17 protein-coding genes are annotated in these 13,810 nt (G+C 67.4%); 2 read left to right on the forward strand and 15 right to left on the reverse strand.

Annotation, left to right across the window (positions count from 1 at the left end):
* Nucleotides 1–54: 54 nt before the first annotated feature.
* The 14 genes from rlmH to ACYQR9_RS02935 form a co-directional block, all read right to left on the reverse strand.
* Entirely contained in the window at nt 55–555 is a 501-nt protein-coding gene (gene rlmH / locus ACYQR9_RS02870) for a 23S rRNA (pseudouridine(1915)-N(3))-methyltransferase RlmH (protein WP_056422305.1), read from the reverse strand.
* Between the two features lie 32 nt (nt 556–587).
* Nucleotides 588–1,019 carry a ribosome silencing factor gene (rsfS, locus tag ACYQR9_RS02875; protein WP_311275799.1) on the reverse strand — a complete coding sequence of 144 codons (432 nt, stop codon included), beginning with the start codon at nt 1,017–1,019 and terminating at the stop codon, nt 588–590.
* A 73-nt stretch (nt 1,020–1,092) separates the two neighbouring features.
* On the reverse strand, nt 1,093–1,704 hold the full coding sequence (locus ACYQR9_RS02880) for a nicotinate-nucleotide adenylyltransferase (RefSeq protein ID WP_056422307.1): 612 nt from the start codon (nt 1,702–1,704) through the stop codon (nt 1,093–1,095).
* A gap of 21 nt (nt 1,705–1,725) precedes the next feature.
* On the reverse strand, nt 1,726–3,024 hold the full coding sequence (locus tag ACYQR9_RS02885; protein WP_461228623.1) for a glutamate-5-semialdehyde dehydrogenase: 1,299 nt from the start codon (nt 3,022–3,024) through the stop codon (nt 1,726–1,728).
* Between the two features lie 107 nt (nt 3,025–3,131).
* A complete protein-coding gene (proB, locus tag ACYQR9_RS02890; RefSeq protein ID WP_056422313.1) occupies nt 3,132–4,283 on the reverse strand; it encodes a glutamate 5-kinase in 1,152 nt (383 codons plus the stop codon).
* A complete protein-coding gene (locus tag ACYQR9_RS02895; RefSeq protein WP_162239882.1) occupies nt 4,280–4,387 on the reverse strand; it encodes a type II toxin-antitoxin system VapC family toxin in 108 nt (35 codons plus the stop codon). Before ACYQR9_RS02895 ends, proB begins: the two co-directional genes overlap by 4 nt.
* Nucleotides 4,384–4,746, reverse strand: coding sequence for a DUF6883 domain-containing protein (locus ACYQR9_RS02900; RefSeq protein WP_461228624.1), 363 nt, complete (start codon nt 4,744–4,746; stop codon nt 4,384–4,386). Before ACYQR9_RS02900 ends, ACYQR9_RS02895 begins: the two co-directional genes overlap by 4 nt.
* Complete coding sequence (locus ACYQR9_RS02905; RefSeq protein ID WP_461228625.1) at nt 4,743–4,994, reverse strand: DUF4926 domain-containing protein; 252 nt, start codon at nt 4,992–4,994, stop codon at nt 4,743–4,745. Before ACYQR9_RS02905 ends, ACYQR9_RS02900 begins: the two co-directional genes overlap by 4 nt.
* Nucleotides 4,995–5,037: 43 nt before the next feature.
* Complete coding sequence (obgE, locus tag ACYQR9_RS02910) at nt 5,038–6,072, reverse strand: GTPase ObgE (protein ID WP_056422324.1); 1,035 nt, start codon at nt 6,070–6,072, stop codon at nt 5,038–5,040.
* Between the two features lie 87 nt (nt 6,073–6,159).
* Complete coding sequence (locus ACYQR9_RS02915) at nt 6,160–6,645, reverse strand: hypothetical protein (protein WP_461228626.1); 486 nt, start codon at nt 6,643–6,645, stop codon at nt 6,160–6,162.
* Nucleotides 6,646–6,797: 152 nt separating this feature from the next.
* On the reverse strand, nt 6,798–7,064 hold the full coding sequence (gene rpmA / locus ACYQR9_RS02920; RefSeq protein WP_056422330.1) for a 50S ribosomal protein L27: 267 nt from the start codon (nt 7,062–7,064) through the stop codon (nt 6,798–6,800).
* Nucleotides 7,065–7,099: 35 nt separating this feature from the next.
* Complete coding sequence (rplU, locus tag ACYQR9_RS02925; protein ID WP_056422333.1) at nt 7,100–7,414, reverse strand: 50S ribosomal protein L21; 315 nt, start codon at nt 7,412–7,414, stop codon at nt 7,100–7,102.
* A gap of 194 nt (nt 7,415–7,608) precedes the next feature.
* On the reverse strand, nt 7,609–8,028 hold the full coding sequence (locus tag ACYQR9_RS02930) for a helix-turn-helix domain-containing protein (protein WP_461228627.1): 420 nt from the start codon (nt 8,026–8,028) through the stop codon (nt 7,609–7,611).
* A 124-nt stretch (nt 8,029–8,152) separates the two neighbouring features.
* Nucleotides 8,153–9,673: a helicase HerA-like domain-containing protein gene (locus ACYQR9_RS02935; RefSeq protein ID WP_461228628.1), complete on the reverse strand. Its 1,521-nt coding sequence runs from the start codon at nt 9,671–9,673 to the stop codon at nt 8,153–8,155.
* A 159-nt stretch (nt 9,674–9,832) separates the two neighbouring features.
* On the opposite strand from ACYQR9_RS02935, the gene ACYQR9_RS02940 reads away from it, so the two are divergent.
* Both ACYQR9_RS02940 and olsB read left to right on the forward strand, forming a co-directional pair.
* The gene (locus ACYQR9_RS02940; protein ID WP_461228629.1) at nt 9,833–10,219 is read left to right on the forward strand and encodes a DUF2267 domain-containing protein; all 387 of its coding nucleotides are present in this window, start codon (nt 9,833–9,835) and stop codon (nt 10,217–10,219) included.
* 247 nt (nt 10,220–10,466) lie between these two features.
* Nucleotides 10,467–11,522, forward strand: coding sequence for a l-ornithine N(alpha)-acyltransferase (gene olsB, locus ACYQR9_RS02945; protein ID WP_461228630.1), 1,056 nt, complete (start codon nt 10,467–10,469; stop codon nt 11,520–11,522).
* Between the two features lie 53 nt (nt 11,523–11,575).
* On the opposite strand, the gene ACYQR9_RS02950 is transcribed toward olsB, so the two are convergent.
* Entirely contained in the window at nt 11,576–13,381 is a 1,806-nt protein-coding gene (locus ACYQR9_RS02950; RefSeq protein WP_461228631.1) for a putative bifunctional diguanylate cyclase/phosphodiesterase, read from the reverse strand.
* Nucleotides 13,382–13,810 lie beyond the last annotated feature (429 nt).

Here is a 13,810-nt window from a genome sequence, read left to right on the forward strand (position 1 = left end):
AGGCAGCGATACGGATCGCTCCGCCGTCAGGCCCGCGCCGCGCGTGTCCGCCCCTCATGCGTCGATGTCGCCCCGATGATAGGGATGCCCTGCCAGGATCGTCAGCGTTCTGTACACCTGCTCCAGCGCCAGCACGCGCACAAGGCCGTGAGGCAGGGTGGCCGCCCCGAAGGCGAGGGAGAGGTCGGCGCGCGCGCGCACCGCCGGCGCGAGCCCGTCGGCGCCGCCGATGGCGACGACCAGCGTCGCCGTGGCCGCGTCGCGCCAGGACGCGATCCGCTCGGCGATGCGTTCGCTGGTCCAGTCCGAGCGCCCGCGCTCGTCATAGACCAGCAGCACGCTCGAGGAGGCCGGGGCATGGGACAGGATCGCTGCCCCCTCCTCCACGCTGCGGTCGACGGCACGCCGGGCGCGGCTCTCGGGGATCTCGACGACGTCGCAAGCGGTGAGACCTAACCCGCGACCGAGCTGGACCGCACGTTCGCGATAGCGGGATGCGAGGTCCCGTTCCGGTCCGGGTTTGAGGCGGCCGACCGCCGTGACGAGCAGACGCACGCGTCAGGCGCCCCGCGCCATCGATCCGATGCTCAGCCGGCCAGCAGGTCGGTGGTCGGACGGTCCGCGCCCCACATCTTCTCGAGATTGTAGAAGCCGCGGACTTCCGGCCGGAAGATATGGACGATGATGTCGCCGGTATCGATCAGAACCCAGTCGCAGGCGGGCATGCCTTCGACCCGGGCCGTACCGAAGCCCTTGCTCTTCATTTCCTGCAGGATGCGGTCGGCGATGGCGCTGACATGGCGCTGCGAGCGGCCGGAGGTGATGATCATCGTGTCGGCCAGCGAGGTCCGACCGGCGAGATCGATCTCGATGGTCTCCTCGGCCTTCATGTCTTCGAGACAATCGAGCGCGAGCGTCTTCAGATCACCGATCCTCTGATCGGCGGCGTGGTCGGAACCTGTGGTTCCAGAATGGTGCGAATCGGTCAGTGTCTCGATTCCCGAAGTGACGGCGGTCATTGTATCTGAACAATCTATAGTCTGGAGAGAGTGGAACGATCACTCTCCGTTTTCAAGAGTCGCGACGCGCTCGTCACCGTCCCGCCCTCAGGGCGGTGGACGACAAGGTCGAGCGCGGGCCGTGGAGAAACACCCAGGCCGGGGGTTCGAGATCGGCGAGGAGGCCCGCATCCGATTCGTCGATGCGCCACCGGCCCATGGCCTGCGCCCCTCGGGCACTCGTCGCCGTCAGGGTGAAACCGGGCCTATCGATGATCGCGATCGGCATCATGGCGGCGATAGCACGAAAATCGCGCCAGCGGTGAAATGCCGCGAGAGAGTCGGCGCCCATGATCCAGACGAAGCGGACGCCTGGATGCCTGGCCCGGAGATAATCCAGGCTCTGGCGCGTGTAACGGGCCCCGATCCGCGTCTCGAAATCGGTGATGGCGATGCGCGGATGGTTTGCCACGGCCTCGGCGATGGCGATCCGGCGATCGAGGGGGGCGAGCGCCGAGCGGTCCTTCAGCGGATTGCCCGGCGTAATCATCCACCACACCCGGTCGAGGGCGAGCCGCTTCAACGCCACCAGGCTCACATGCCGGTGGCCGAGATGGGCCGGGTTGAACGACCCGCCATAGAGCCCGATCCGCAGGCCGGGCGCGGCGGGAGGCAGCCGGGCGAGCCCGGCCGCATCAAGCCGCATGGAGAATGCCGGCCATCCGCATCAGGGACGAGTCTGCCCACGGCCGTGGACCCGGTACTTGAAGGTCGTCAGCTGCTCCACGCCCACGGGACCGCGCGCATGCATGCGCCCGGTGGCGATGCCGATCTCGGCGCCGAACCCGAACTCGCCGCCATCGGCGAATTGCGTCGAGGCGTTGTGGGTGACGATGGCCGAATCGACCTCCGCCAGGAAGCGCGCCGCCTCGGCGGCGTCGGCCGTGACGATGGCGTCGGTATGGTGCGAGCCGTTGGCCTCGATATGGGCGATCGCGGCGTCGAGCCCGTCCACCACCTTCACGGCGATGATGGCGTCGAGATACTCGGTGCGCCAGTCGATCTCGGTGGCGGCGGTGACCCGTGCATCCACCGCCTGCGTCGCCGCATCGCCGCGGACGCTGCAGCCGGCCTCGATCAGTGCCGTGACCAGGGGGGCGAGGTGGGTCTCCGCCACGGCGGCATCGACGAGCAGGGTCTCGGCGGCGCCGCAGATGCCGGTGCGGCGCATCTTGCTGTTGGTCACCAGCGTGCGCGCCATGTCGAGATCCGCGCCGGCGGCCACGTAGACGTGGCAGATGCCGTCGAGATGGGCGAAGACCGGCACCTTGGCCTCGGCCTGGACCCGCTCCACGAGGCCGCGCCCGCCCCGGGGCACGATGACGTCGATGCAGCCATCGAGGCCCGACAGCATGGCGCCCACCGCCGCGCGGTCGCGGGTGGGGACGATCTGCACCGCATCCGCGGGCAGGCCGGCGGCTTCCAGCCCCTCGCGCATGGCACGCGCGATGGCCATGGCGGTGCGGTGGCTGTCCGACCCGGCGCGAAGGATCGCGGCGTTGCCGGCCTTGAGGCAGAGGGCACCCGCATCGGCGGTGACGTTGGGGCGGCTCTCGAAGATGACGCCGACGACGCCGAGCGGCACGGCGATCCGCTCGATCAGCAGCCCGTTCGGGCGCTCGAACGCCGCGAGTTGGCGACCGACGGGATCGGGCAGCGCGCCGATCTTGGCCACCGCGTCGGCCATGGCGGCGAGACGGCCTTCGTCGAGGGTGAGGCGGTCGATCAGCGCCTGGGTCTGGCCGCTCGTCGTGGCGGCGGCGACATCGCGGGCGTTCTCGGCGAGGATCGCGTCCCGGCTCGCCCTCAGGCAATCGGCCACCTGGCGAAGGGCGACGTCCTTCGCCTGAGCCGAAGCCTGGGCGATCTTGCGGGCGGCCGCACGGGCCCGGTGGCCGATCTCCTGCATCTGCTCGGTAAGATCGGGAGCGGCGGCGAAATCGGATCTCAGATTCAGAACGGGCACGGTCTGTTTCCTCGCAGCTCACCGTTCAAGGCGATGGCGGCATGTTGACTGTGCCCTCATGCCACGCGTTAAGGCAGCAAAACAAGCACATTGCTCAATATTCGAGCCTATTCCCCGACCATTGCGAGGTCATCGCGATGCACCATTTCAGAACGACCGGGATGAGTAAGCAATTCCGCGATCTCCCGACTCGGGCGACCGATGATCTGCGCAGCCTGTGCACTGTCATAGGCCACGAGGCCACGCCCCAGGGTGCGTCCCTGCACGTCCCGGATGATCACCGCGTCCCCGCGCCCGAAGCTGCCCGACAATCCGGTGACGCCGACCGGCAGAAGGCTCGCGCCGCCTTGCAAGGCACGGGCCGCCCCGGCATCGACCACGAGGACGCCGCGCGGCTCCAATGACCCGGCGATCCAGGCCTTGCGGGCGGCGACGGGGTTCGAGCCGGACAGGAACCAGGTGCATCGCCCGCCCTGCAGGATGGTGCGAAGGGGGTTCTTCTCGCGTCCGTCGGCGATGACCATGTGGGTGCCGCCGCTGGCGGCGATCTTGCCCGCCTCGACCTTGGTGCGCATACCGCCGCGGGACAATTCCGAGGCCGGCCCGCCCGCCATGGCCTCGATCTCGGGCGTGATGCGCTCGACGAGGGGCAGGTGCCGCGCCTCCGGGTCGGTGGCGGGGGGGGCCGTGTAGAGCCCGTCGATATCGGAGAACAGCACCAGGACGTCGGCCCCGATCATGGTGGCGACGCGGGCGGCGAGACGGTCGTTGTCGCCGTAGCGGATCTCGCTGGTGGCGACCGTATCGTTCTCGTTGACCACCGGCACGGCCCGGACTTCGAGGAGCTTCAGCACCGTGGCGCGGGCATTGAGGTAGCGGCGGCGCTCCTCGGTGTCCTGCGGCGTCACCAGGATCTGGCCGGCGGCGATGCCGTGATGGCCGAGCGCCTCGGCCCAGTAGCGCGCGAGCGCGATCTGCCCCACGGCGGCGGCGGCCTGGCTCTCCTCCAGCCGGAGCGTGCCGGGCGCGTAGCCAAGCACCGTCCGCCCCAGAGCGATGGCGCCCGAAGAAACCACGAGGACATCCACGCCCCGCGCATGCAGATCGGCGATGTCCTCGGCGAGAGCCGCGAGCCAGGCATGGCGCAGGCGACCGCGCGCGCGGTCGACGAGAAGCGCCGAGCCGACCTTGATGACGACGCGGCGAAAATCCTGAAGGACGGGGATCTGGGACAAGGCGGTTTGGGCAGAAGAGGTCATGGCACGGGGGTGTAGGCGAACGCGATATCCGTGTGAACGAAGTCCTCACCCTTGAACAGCAGCGGCAGCGCATGGGTCGGGGCGATACCGACCCGTCGCCTCACGTTATCGGACTCGGCTTTCCGCGCGAGAGAGGAATGAGGGTAACGAAAGCGGCGAATCCATCCTCCAGCATCCAGACGGTTCGGATCATGGGGTGGCGCCCATCCGGTGAAGTGATCGGCCCCTCGCACACGATCTTGGTGTCGCCTTGCGCAGTCGAGATCGTCCATGCGTCTGGAGCGAGCAGAAGGTGATCGGCGAGCGAATCCTGCAGGACACGCGGCTCGCCAGCCTCGAAACCGAAGCGGAACAGAAATCTCGCCTTCGGGCCGCCGCGCGGATGATCGATATTGAGACAGTAGCGAGTCACCTTGTCCTCGCTGATCGTCAGACCACGGATCGAAGGTAGATCTCGGCTCAAGAGGCGCTACGCCGCGTGCGGGTCAACGCCCCGGCATGCACCGTCGCCACTGCTCCCTCGGGGAGCGCGAACTCGACTTCAAACGCTTCGCCGTCACGCCAGACGCCGACAATCGTCCCTGCCGTGCCGACTGGAATCGTCGCACCGTCATCGGTCGTCACATCCGCAAGCAGGGTCACGTCGTCCAAATCCCGGAGCGCGGCTCCCGGATCGTCTTTCCTCAGCAGATAAAGGACTTCGATAGACATCGAAGCACTCTATCGCGAGTCGCGCGGCAGACAAAACGCTCGTTTATGGCTGCCAAGCCTCCGCCGGCCGTGCCTCGGCCTCGGCGGCCTTGGCTTCCATCATCTCCCGGGTGATCGCGCGGAGGGCGTCCTGCACACCGAGGCCGGTGGCCGAGGAGAGGATCAGCGGCTTCGCCTTGGAGGCCCGCTTCAGGCGCGCGACCTGCTCTTTCAGAGTGTCGGGATCGACGGCATCGGACTTCGACAGGGCGACGATCTCGTGCTTGTCGGCGAGCCCGTTGCCATAGGCTTCGAGTTCCTTGCGGACGAGCTTGTAGGTCTTGCCGGCATGCTCGCTCGTGGCCTCCACGAGGTGGAGCAGCACACGGCAGCGTTCCACATGGGCGAGGAACTTGTCGCCGAGGCCGACGCCGTCATGCGCGCCCTCGATCAGGCCGGGAATGTCGGCGAGCACGAATTCACGCTCGTCCGAGCGGACCACGCCGAGACCCGGATGCAGGGTGGTGAAGGGATAATCGGCGATCTTGGGCCTGGCCGCCGTCACGGTTGCGAGGAAGGTCGACTTGCCGGCATTGGGCAGGCCGACGAGGCCGGCATCGGCGATGAGTTTCAGGCGCAGCCAGATCCACTGCTCATGGCCTTCGAGGCCCGGATTGGCGTGTTTGGGGGCGCGGTTCGTCGAGGTGGTGAAATAGGCGTTGCCGAAGCCGCCATTGCCGCCCTTGGCCAGGCGCACGCGCTGCCCGATATGGGTCATGTCGGCGATCAGGGTCTCGCCATCCTCGGCGATGATCTCGGTTCCGGCGGGCACCTTCAGCACCACATCCGCCCCATTGGCGCCGTGGCGGTTCGAGCCCATGCCGTGCTCGCCCTTCTTGGCCTTGAAATGCTGCTGGTAGCGATAGTCGATCAGCGTGTTGAGGCCGTCGACGCACTCGACCCAGACATCGCCGCCACGGCCGCCATCGCCGCCGTTGGGGCCGCCGAACTCGATGAACTTCTCGCGCCGGAACGCGACGCAGCCGGCGCCGCCGTCACCGGAGCGGACATAGACCTTGGCTTCGTCGAGGAATTTCACGGGTGTTCTCGTCTCTGTCTTGGGTTCGCTTGTGCCCTGCCCCCCATCTGGGGCCGGACCTTACGCGAATCACATGCGGGTTCGGGTTCAGGCTGCGCCCTGACGGCACTTCCCGTCGAGGTTCAGGTACTGCACGCTGCGCAGGCCCGCCTCGAACCACGCCCCACCCGACTTCGTCCGGTCGTAGGCGTAGAGATTGATGACGATGGCGCCATCCGGAGACGTGAGCGTCGCCGGCACCTGCGCATCGTCGAAAGCCCAGATCGGGCGCGGCACGCCCTCACCGAAATCGGCCCGGCTACCGTCCATCTCGAACTGGCTCACCTGGGCGAAGACCGGCCGCTCGTCCTGGTCGGAGATCGCGAAGGCGAAGCCGACCTTGGGGCTTCGCCCGACGAAATTGTAGAATTCGCAATAGAGCGTCGGACTCTTGCGCGACGGCCCTGGCACCGGTCGGGGCACCTCCGCGACAGAGGGTGCGGGCGGTTCGCGCCCCTCACCCAGAACGAAGAGGGCGAGGACGACCGAACCGACCACGGCGAGCCCCGCGAGACCGAGACTACCCTTCGTCATCGCGGGTCCGCTCCCGAACGCCACACCTCCGGGCGGGACCGATCGTCGAGACGACGAAAGGGAGGATGGCGCGCCATCCTCCCTTCGCTGTCGGACGATCGTCGCGCGGCCTGCCTAGGAAGGCACGCCGCTCCGCCGTGGGAGACCGTGGATTACTCCGCGGCTTCCTGATGCGGCACGACGGTGACGAAGGCGCGGCCGCGCTTCGTCAGGAACAGCACGCGGCCATCCGCCTTGGCGAAGAGGGTGTGGTCCGTGCCGATGCCGACATTGACGCCGGGGTGGAACTTGGTGCCGCGCTGACGGACGATGATGTTGCCGGCGATGACGGCTTCGGCACCGAACTTCTTCACGCCGAGGCGCTGGCCGGCCGAATCGCGGCCGTTGCGGGACGAACCGCCTGCTTTTTTATGGGCCATGGTGGCTTAAACTCCGAAATGTCTCGATCAGAACGTCAGGCGCTGATGCCGGTGATGCGCACCACGGTGTGGTGCTGGCGATGACCGCGCTTGCGGCGCGAGTTCTGACGGCGGCGCTTCTTGAAGGCGATGACCTTGGCGTCGCGGCCGTGGCTGACGATCTCGCCGGCGACGCTGATGCCCGACAGGAGCGGAGCGCCGACCTGGGTGGCGCCCGCGCCGTCCGTGAACAGCAGGACTTCGCCGAAGGTCACGGCGGAGCCGGGTTCGCCCTCGACGGTGGCGATCGTGATGGTGTCGTTGGCGGCAACGCGATACTGCTTGCCGCCCGTCTTGATGACTGCGAACATCGTTCTCTCTTCGTGTTCTCTGCCGGCCTCCAGCCTAGCGAGCCTGGACCGTCTTCTTGTTCAGGTCATCCGCGACACCGATCGAGCGATGCTGCGAACGCGAAACGCGCGGACTTCGTCGAGGAAGCCGCGCGAGCGTCGGTGGATAAGCGTGGAGGGGGTGATTTGTCAATGCAACGATGCCGGAGCGCCGCTCACCCCGGCTTGAATCCGATGTCGTCCCGTTCCGCGAGCACGGCTTCCACGATGGAGGGATGGCGCGCGATGATGGCGAGCAGGATGCGTGCGGAGGCGTCGGGCCGGTTGCGGCCCTGGTCCCAGTTCTGCACCGTATCGAGCTCGAATCCGAATGCCGTCGCGAAATCCGCCTGGGACAGGTTCATCCGCGTCCGGATCTCCTTGGGACTGACGTCCGGAATTCTCAACTCGACGGCCTCGATTCCAAGGTCCGAGAACCGGGCCACGAGAGCGCCGGAATCCTCGCTCCACATTTGAGCGGCGACCGTATCGCCCGCGGCGATCCGCTGAAGGAACGCATGTGCCCGCTTGAGGGACACGCCCTGCGAGACCAGGAGGCGCGCCACGTCGACCGGCCGGTCGATCTCAGCGTTCATGCGCAGCCGCAGACGAATGGGGGTACCGAAACGGGCGCTGGATGCGACCTTTGGTACGCCCCGTCGTGCGAGTGCTTCCTTCAACGACAAGGCCATCGGATAACGAGCCGCTCTTTCCGAATGATCACCGCTTCATCAACCCGCCCAGCACGTTCCGCAGGATCGCGTTGCCCACCTGCGTTCCCACCGTCCGCGCCATGGAGCGAGCGGCGTTGCCGATGACCTGTTCGGCGAGGCCCTGCGGCGGGCGTCGGCCTCCCTTCGCGGCGGGTTTGGAGCCGAGGACTCCGCCGAGGAGATTGCCGAGCATGCCGCTCAGGCCGCCTTCCGATTGCTGCGCCGCCTCGGCAGGAGCGGAATCCAGCCCCTTGCGAGCGGCGAGGATCTCGTAGGCGCTCTCATTGTCCACCGCCTCGTCGTATTTGCCGCGCAGCGGGCTTTTCGCGATCAACTCCGCGCGCTCGGCTGGGCTCAGCGGCCCGACCCGGCCCTGCGGCGGAGCGATGAGGGCGCGCTCCACCATCGAGGGCGTGCCCTTGGCCTCGAGGAAACTCACCAGGGCCTCGCCGACGGCGAGTTCGGTGATGGCGGAGGCGACGTCGAAACCGGGATTCTGCCGGAACGTGTCGGCGGCGGCTTTCACCGCCCGCTGGTCGCGCGGCGTAAAGGCGCGCAAAGCGTGCTGGACCCGGTTGCCGAGCTGGCCGAGCACCGATTCCGGCAGGTCGAGGGGGTTCTGGGTCACGAAATAGACGCCGACACCCTTGGAGCGGATCAGGCGGACCACCTGCTCCACGGCATCGAGGAGGGCCTTGGGCGCATCGTCGAACAGGAGATGCGCCTCATCGAAGAAGAAGACCAGCTTGGGCTTGTCGAGGTCGCCCACCTCCGGCAGCTGCTCGAACAGTTCCGACAGCATCCAGAGCAGGAACGAGGCGTAGAGGCGCGGCCGCTGCATCAGCTTGTCGGCGGCCAGGATGTTTATGATGCCGCGCCCGTCGCGGTCCCGCTTCATGAAATCGTTGAGGTCGAGCGCCGGCTCGCCGAAGAACTGGTCGGCGCCCTGGTTCTCCAGCATCAGCAATTGCCGCTGGATCGCCCCGACGGAGGCGGCCGAGACGTTGCCGTATTTGCCCGAGATCTCCTTGAGGTTCTCGGTGCAATAGAGCAGCAGCGCGCGCAGGTCCTTCAGGTCGAGGACCGGCCATTGGTTGTCGTCCGCGACGCGGAAGGCGATGTTGAGCACGCCTTCCTGCGTGTCGTTGAGTTCGAGCAGCCGGGCCAGCAGCAGCGGCCCCATCTCGATCACCGTGCAGCGGATGGGGTGCCCTTGCGCCCCGAACAGGTCCCAGAAGACGGTGGGGAAACGGTCGGGCTCGTACGTGATCCCGAGTTCCTCCGCGCGCTTGACGAAGACCGGTTTCGATTCGCCCGCCGCCGCCAGCCCCGAGAGGTCGCCCTTGATGTCGGCGGCGAAGACCGGGACGCCGGCATTGGAGAACCCTTCGGCCAGTACCTGGAGCGTCACCGTCTTGCCGGTGCCGGTGGCCCCGGCCACGAGGCCGTGGCGGTTGGCGAGCCTGAGCGTGAGGGCTTCCGGCTTGGTGCCGCTTTTGCCAACGAGGAGGGTGCCGTCGCTCTGCATGGTCGCCTGATCCCACCGCCTCGCGTCGCGCCCAGCGCTGCGACCCCGCAGTTATGACGCCCGGGGGACGCATTTTCCAGCAGCACCGCACCCGGCGCTTGATTTCATCGCGGACAGACCAGATGGACTAGGCACACTCATGCGTTGGAGCATCGTTACATGGAAGAGTTGATTGCCCGCGTCACCACCAAGACCGGGCTCGACGCCGCGACGGCCCAGACGGCCATCGGCCACATCCTCGCCTTCCTGCAGAAGGAAGGCCCGGCCACCGAGGTCGCCCAGCTCTTCGCGGCGATGCCCGGCGCGGATGCGGCGGCGGCCCAGGCGAACGAGGGCGAGGGCGGCGGCGGCCTGATGGGCATGCTCGGCGGCATGATGGGCGGGGGCGTGCTGGCCCTCGGCCAGAAGCTGATGGCGGCCGGCGTGCCCATGGGGCAGATGCAGCCCCTCGGCCGCGAACTCTTCGCCTTCGGCCGCGAGAAGGCCGGCGAGGACGTGATGGGGCCGATCGTCGGTTCGATCCCCGGCCTGAACCAGTTCGTCTGAGACCGGTTCGGCTGGCCTCTCTTCCCCGGTGCCTGAGCCGGAGAAGAGGAGAATGGGAAAGGTTCGGCGGCTACCCATGGAAGGGTCGCCGGCGAACCATTTCGGCGCGACACTAACCGTCTCTGGATTCACGCAAAAGCCTGTCATAAAAGCGTTCGGGCTTCGTGGTGATGTGACCTCGCGGATATGAGGCTCCGGCGCTCCATCGGGAGCCGGCCTCGCGGGTCCGACAGAGCGGAATGGACTGATGGTCCCGAACTTCGCACGCGATGCCTCCACGGCGTGGCTCAATGGCTGGGAGGCGCATGTCCATGCTCCCATCGCCCGGTTCAAGCAGAAACGCCTTGAGGCGGGGCATGCGGGTTTCGCGGGCATTCCGGGATTTGCCGGCCTTCCCGGCTTCGGCGCCAGGGCGCTGGTTCCCCCCGGTGCGACGCCGATCCGGTTCAAGCCGCGCCTGAAGAAGCCCCTCGCCGCACCGGGGCTCGACCCGGTCCTCGGACGCATCGGCGATCTCGAAGTCCGCCTCGCCACCACCGTTTCCGAGATCCGCCGCGCCCAGCGCCTGCGCTACCAGGTATTCTACCAGGAGATGTCGGCGGTGGCCTCCGGCATGTCGCTGCTGTCCCGGCGGGACATCGACGATTACGACACGGTCTGCGACCACCTGCTGGTGATCGACCATGCGGCGACGGAGGCGAAACCCTTCCGGCGCCCGAGGCCGAAGGTAGTCGGCACCTACCGCCTGCTGCGCCAGGACGCGGCCGACCGCAATTTCGGCTTCTACACCGCCGGCGAATACGACATCGCACCGCTGCTGGCGGCGCATCCCGGCAAGCGCTTCCTCGAACTCGGCCGCTCCTGCGTGCTGAAACCCTACCGGACCAAGCGTACGGTGGAGCTGCTCTGGGCCGGGATCTGGGCCTATGTCCAGCACCACCGCATCGACGCGATGCTGGGCTGCGCCAGCCTGGAGGGGACCGACCCGGACAGGCTCGCCCTGGCGCTCAGCTTCCTCCACCACCATGCCCGCGCCCCCGAGCCCTGGTGCGCCAGGGCGCTGCCCGGGCGTCACGTCGCCATGGACAGGCTGCCGCGCGAGGTGGTGGACCCGAAGGCGGCGCTCCAATCCCTGCCGCCACTGATCAAGGGCTACCTGCGGGTGGGGGCCACCTTCGGCGACGGCGCGGTGATCGACCACCAGTTCGGCACCACGGACGTGTTCGTCGTCCTGCCGGTCTCGGCCATCGCCGCCCGCTATATCGGCCATTTCGGCCCGGCCGCGAACAAGCGCGCGGCCTGAGCCCCTCAGCAGGTTTACATCGCAGAACCGGGGGCCACTTCTGCGAAGCCTGCTTAGGCCGCCGCGCTCACGCGGCGGGATTTCAGATAGGCCGCGACCTCGTTGGCGGGGAGCGGCCGGCTGAATAGGAACCCCTGCACCTCGTCGCAGCCCTCGCTCCTGACGAGTTCGAGCTGCTCGGTCGTCTCGACGCCCTCGGCCACGATCCCCATGCCGAGCCGCTCGCCGAGGCCGACCACCGCGCGGACGATGGCCGCCGCGTCCGGCTCCGCGATATCCTTGATGAAGGCGCGGTCGATCTTGATCTTGTCGAAGGGAAACCGACGGAGATAGCTCAGCGACGAGTATCCGGTGCCGAAATCGTCCAGGGCGATCTTGACGCCCAGTGCCCGCAGGCGGTGCAACGTCGCCACGACGCCCTCCGGGTCCCGCATCAGCGCGCTCTCGGTCACTTCGAGTTTGAGCCGATCCGTCGACAGGCTCGCCCCGTCGAGGGCACTCGACACCGAGCGCTCGAGGTCGTGCTGGAACTGCACCGTCGAGACGTTGACGGCGACGCGGATCTCGTCCGGCCACGTCATCGCCTCGCGGCACGCCTCCGCCAGGGCCCAGGCGCCGAGCGACACGATCAATCCCGTCTCTTCGGCCACCGGAATGAATTCGCCGGGCGAGATGAGCCCCCGCTCGGGGTGATGCCAGCGCATCAAAGCCTCGAAGCTCGTGACCCTGTCGGTCACGAGGTCGATGACCGGCTGATAGACGAGGAAGAAGTCGCCCCGCCGGATCGCCTCCTTCATGTCGAAGGCGAGAAGGTGCCGCGAGGAATGGCGCGCGGCCAAGGCGGGCTCGAACAGCCGATAAGTATCACGCCCGGTCGTCTTGGCCTCGTTGAGCGCGATATCCGCCCGCCGGAGCAGGTCGTCGGCGGTGATGGTCTCCTCCGGCACCATCGCGGCGCCGATGCCGACACCGATCTCGACCACCATGCCGTCGATCTCAATGGGTGCGCCGAGAACCGCGATCACGTGCTGGGCAATCGCATCGGCCTCGTGCGGACCGCCGAGCCCTTCGAGCACGAGCGCGAATTCGTCGCCCCCGAGCCGCGCCACGGTGCCGCCGTCGCCCACCGCCTGGAGCAGGCGGTCCGCGACGATGCGGAGGAGACGGTCGCCGCCGCTATGGCCCAGCGTGTCGTTGACCGCCTTGAAGCCATCGAGATCGCAGGTGAGGACCGCGACGGTGGAGCGGCCCTCGCGGGGGCGCATCACGACCCGGTCGAGATGGTGGCGAAGCAGGCGGCGGTTCGGCAGGCCCGTCAGGTCGTCATGCAGGGCCAGGTATTCGGCCCGCGCCTCGGCTTCGTGGCGATGGGTGATGTCGATCTGGGTTCCGACCGCGCGCAGGGCCCGGCCGGTGCGGTCACGCTCCACGACGCGACCGCGGGTCAGGACCCAGAACGACGTGCCGTCGCGGCAGACCACGCGATGCTCGCACTCGCAGGTGGAGGTGAGGCCTCTGATATGCTCGGCCATGGCGAGGGTCAGGCGCTCACGATCCTCCGCATGGACGATGTGATCCATCGGTTGGCGGGCCTCGATGGCATCGACGGCGTAACCGAGCCGCGCCAGCCAGCGTTCGGACATCCAGATCGTCCCGTTGGCGAGGTTCGAATCCCAGATCCCCTCTACGCCGCTATCGAGCGCGAGCGCGAGACGCTCCTCGCCCAGCCGCCTTCTCTCCTCGCTTGCGCGCAAGGCCCGCACGGATCTCGACCAGCCCTTCAGGACGATGCGAAGGCCGGACCGTCCCGCATCCGCGCCGCGGAAGGCACGGCCGGGGAAATGAGTCCGGCGAGACATGTCCGTCGGCAGATCCCCGCTGGCGGGTCGGGCATCGGTTGCGGACGGTCGCAGCCGCCAGACCATCGTTCGAAGCCACGCGGCCATCTTCAGCGGCGACGTCATCGCTTCACTCATCGACCGGCAAGTCCGAGGCGGATGCAAGTCTGAGGCGGATGTGAGAATCGCCCGCACCCTTGCGGGGTGAACGAATTTCGCTCTGACCATGAACCGTGTGCCGCCACGACCCGCTTTCCATTCGATGGCGATACTTGCGCAAAACCGCCAGAATCAGCCGGTGCCCCTCATGCTTCAAGCATCGTTATGCGAAGAGCGCCTTAATGAGAAGTCAATGTGATCGTGAAATAGCGCATTTGACTTGCATTCAAATTGTCGCACCATATTTTAAGGCAAGTTTCTACAACAATATAGAAATCTACCGATATAGAT

Source organism: Methylobacterium sp. CM6241, assembly GCF_054817845.1.

Bases quoted from the DNA above. Each gene is read 5' to 3' on its own strand.
- ACYQR9_RS02950 (WP_461228631.1), bottom strand. From the start codon at position 13,381: ATGTCTCGCCGGACTCATTTCCCCGGCCGTGCCTTCCGCGGCGCGGAT.
- ACYQR9_RS02915 (WP_461228626.1), bottom strand. From the start codon at position 6,645: ATGACGAAGGGTAGTCTCGGTCTCGCGGGGCTCGCCGTGGTCGGTTCG.
- rpmA (WP_056422330.1), bottom strand. From the start codon at position 7,064: ATGGCCCATAAAAAAGCAGGCGGTTCGTCCCGCAACGGCCGCGATTCG.
- ACYQR9_RS02935 (WP_461228628.1), bottom strand. From the start codon at position 9,673: ATGCAGAGCGACGGCACCCTCCTCGTTGGCAAAAGCGGCACCAAGCCG.
- ACYQR9_RS02880 (WP_056422307.1), bottom strand. From the start codon at position 1,704: ATGCGGCTTGATGCGGCCGGGCTCGCCCGGCTGCCTCCCGCCGCGCCC.
- rplU (WP_056422333.1), bottom strand. From the start codon at position 7,414: ATGTTCGCAGTCATCAAGACGGGCGGCAAGCAGTATCGCGTTGCCGCC.
- olsB (WP_461228630.1), top strand. From the start codon at position 10,467: ATGGTCCCGAACTTCGCACGCGATGCCTCCACGGCGTGGCTCAATGGC.
- ACYQR9_RS02930 (WP_461228627.1), bottom strand. From the start codon at position 8,028: ATGAACGCTGAGATCGACCGGCCGGTCGACGTGGCGCGCCTCCTGGTC.
- ACYQR9_RS02940 (WP_461228629.1), top strand. From the start codon at position 9,833: ATGGAAGAGTTGATTGCCCGCGTCACCACCAAGACCGGGCTCGACGCC.
- ACYQR9_RS02905 (WP_461228625.1), bottom strand. From the start codon at position 4,994: ATGTCTATCGAAGTCCTTTATCTGCTGAGGAAAGACGATCCGGGAGCC.
- proB (WP_056422313.1), bottom strand. From the start codon at position 4,283: ATGACCTCTTCTGCCCAAACCGCCTTGTCCCAGATCCCCGTCCTTCAG.
- rsfS (WP_311275799.1), bottom strand. From the start codon at position 1,019: ATGACCGCCGTCACTTCGGGAATCGAGACACTGACCGATTCGCACCAT.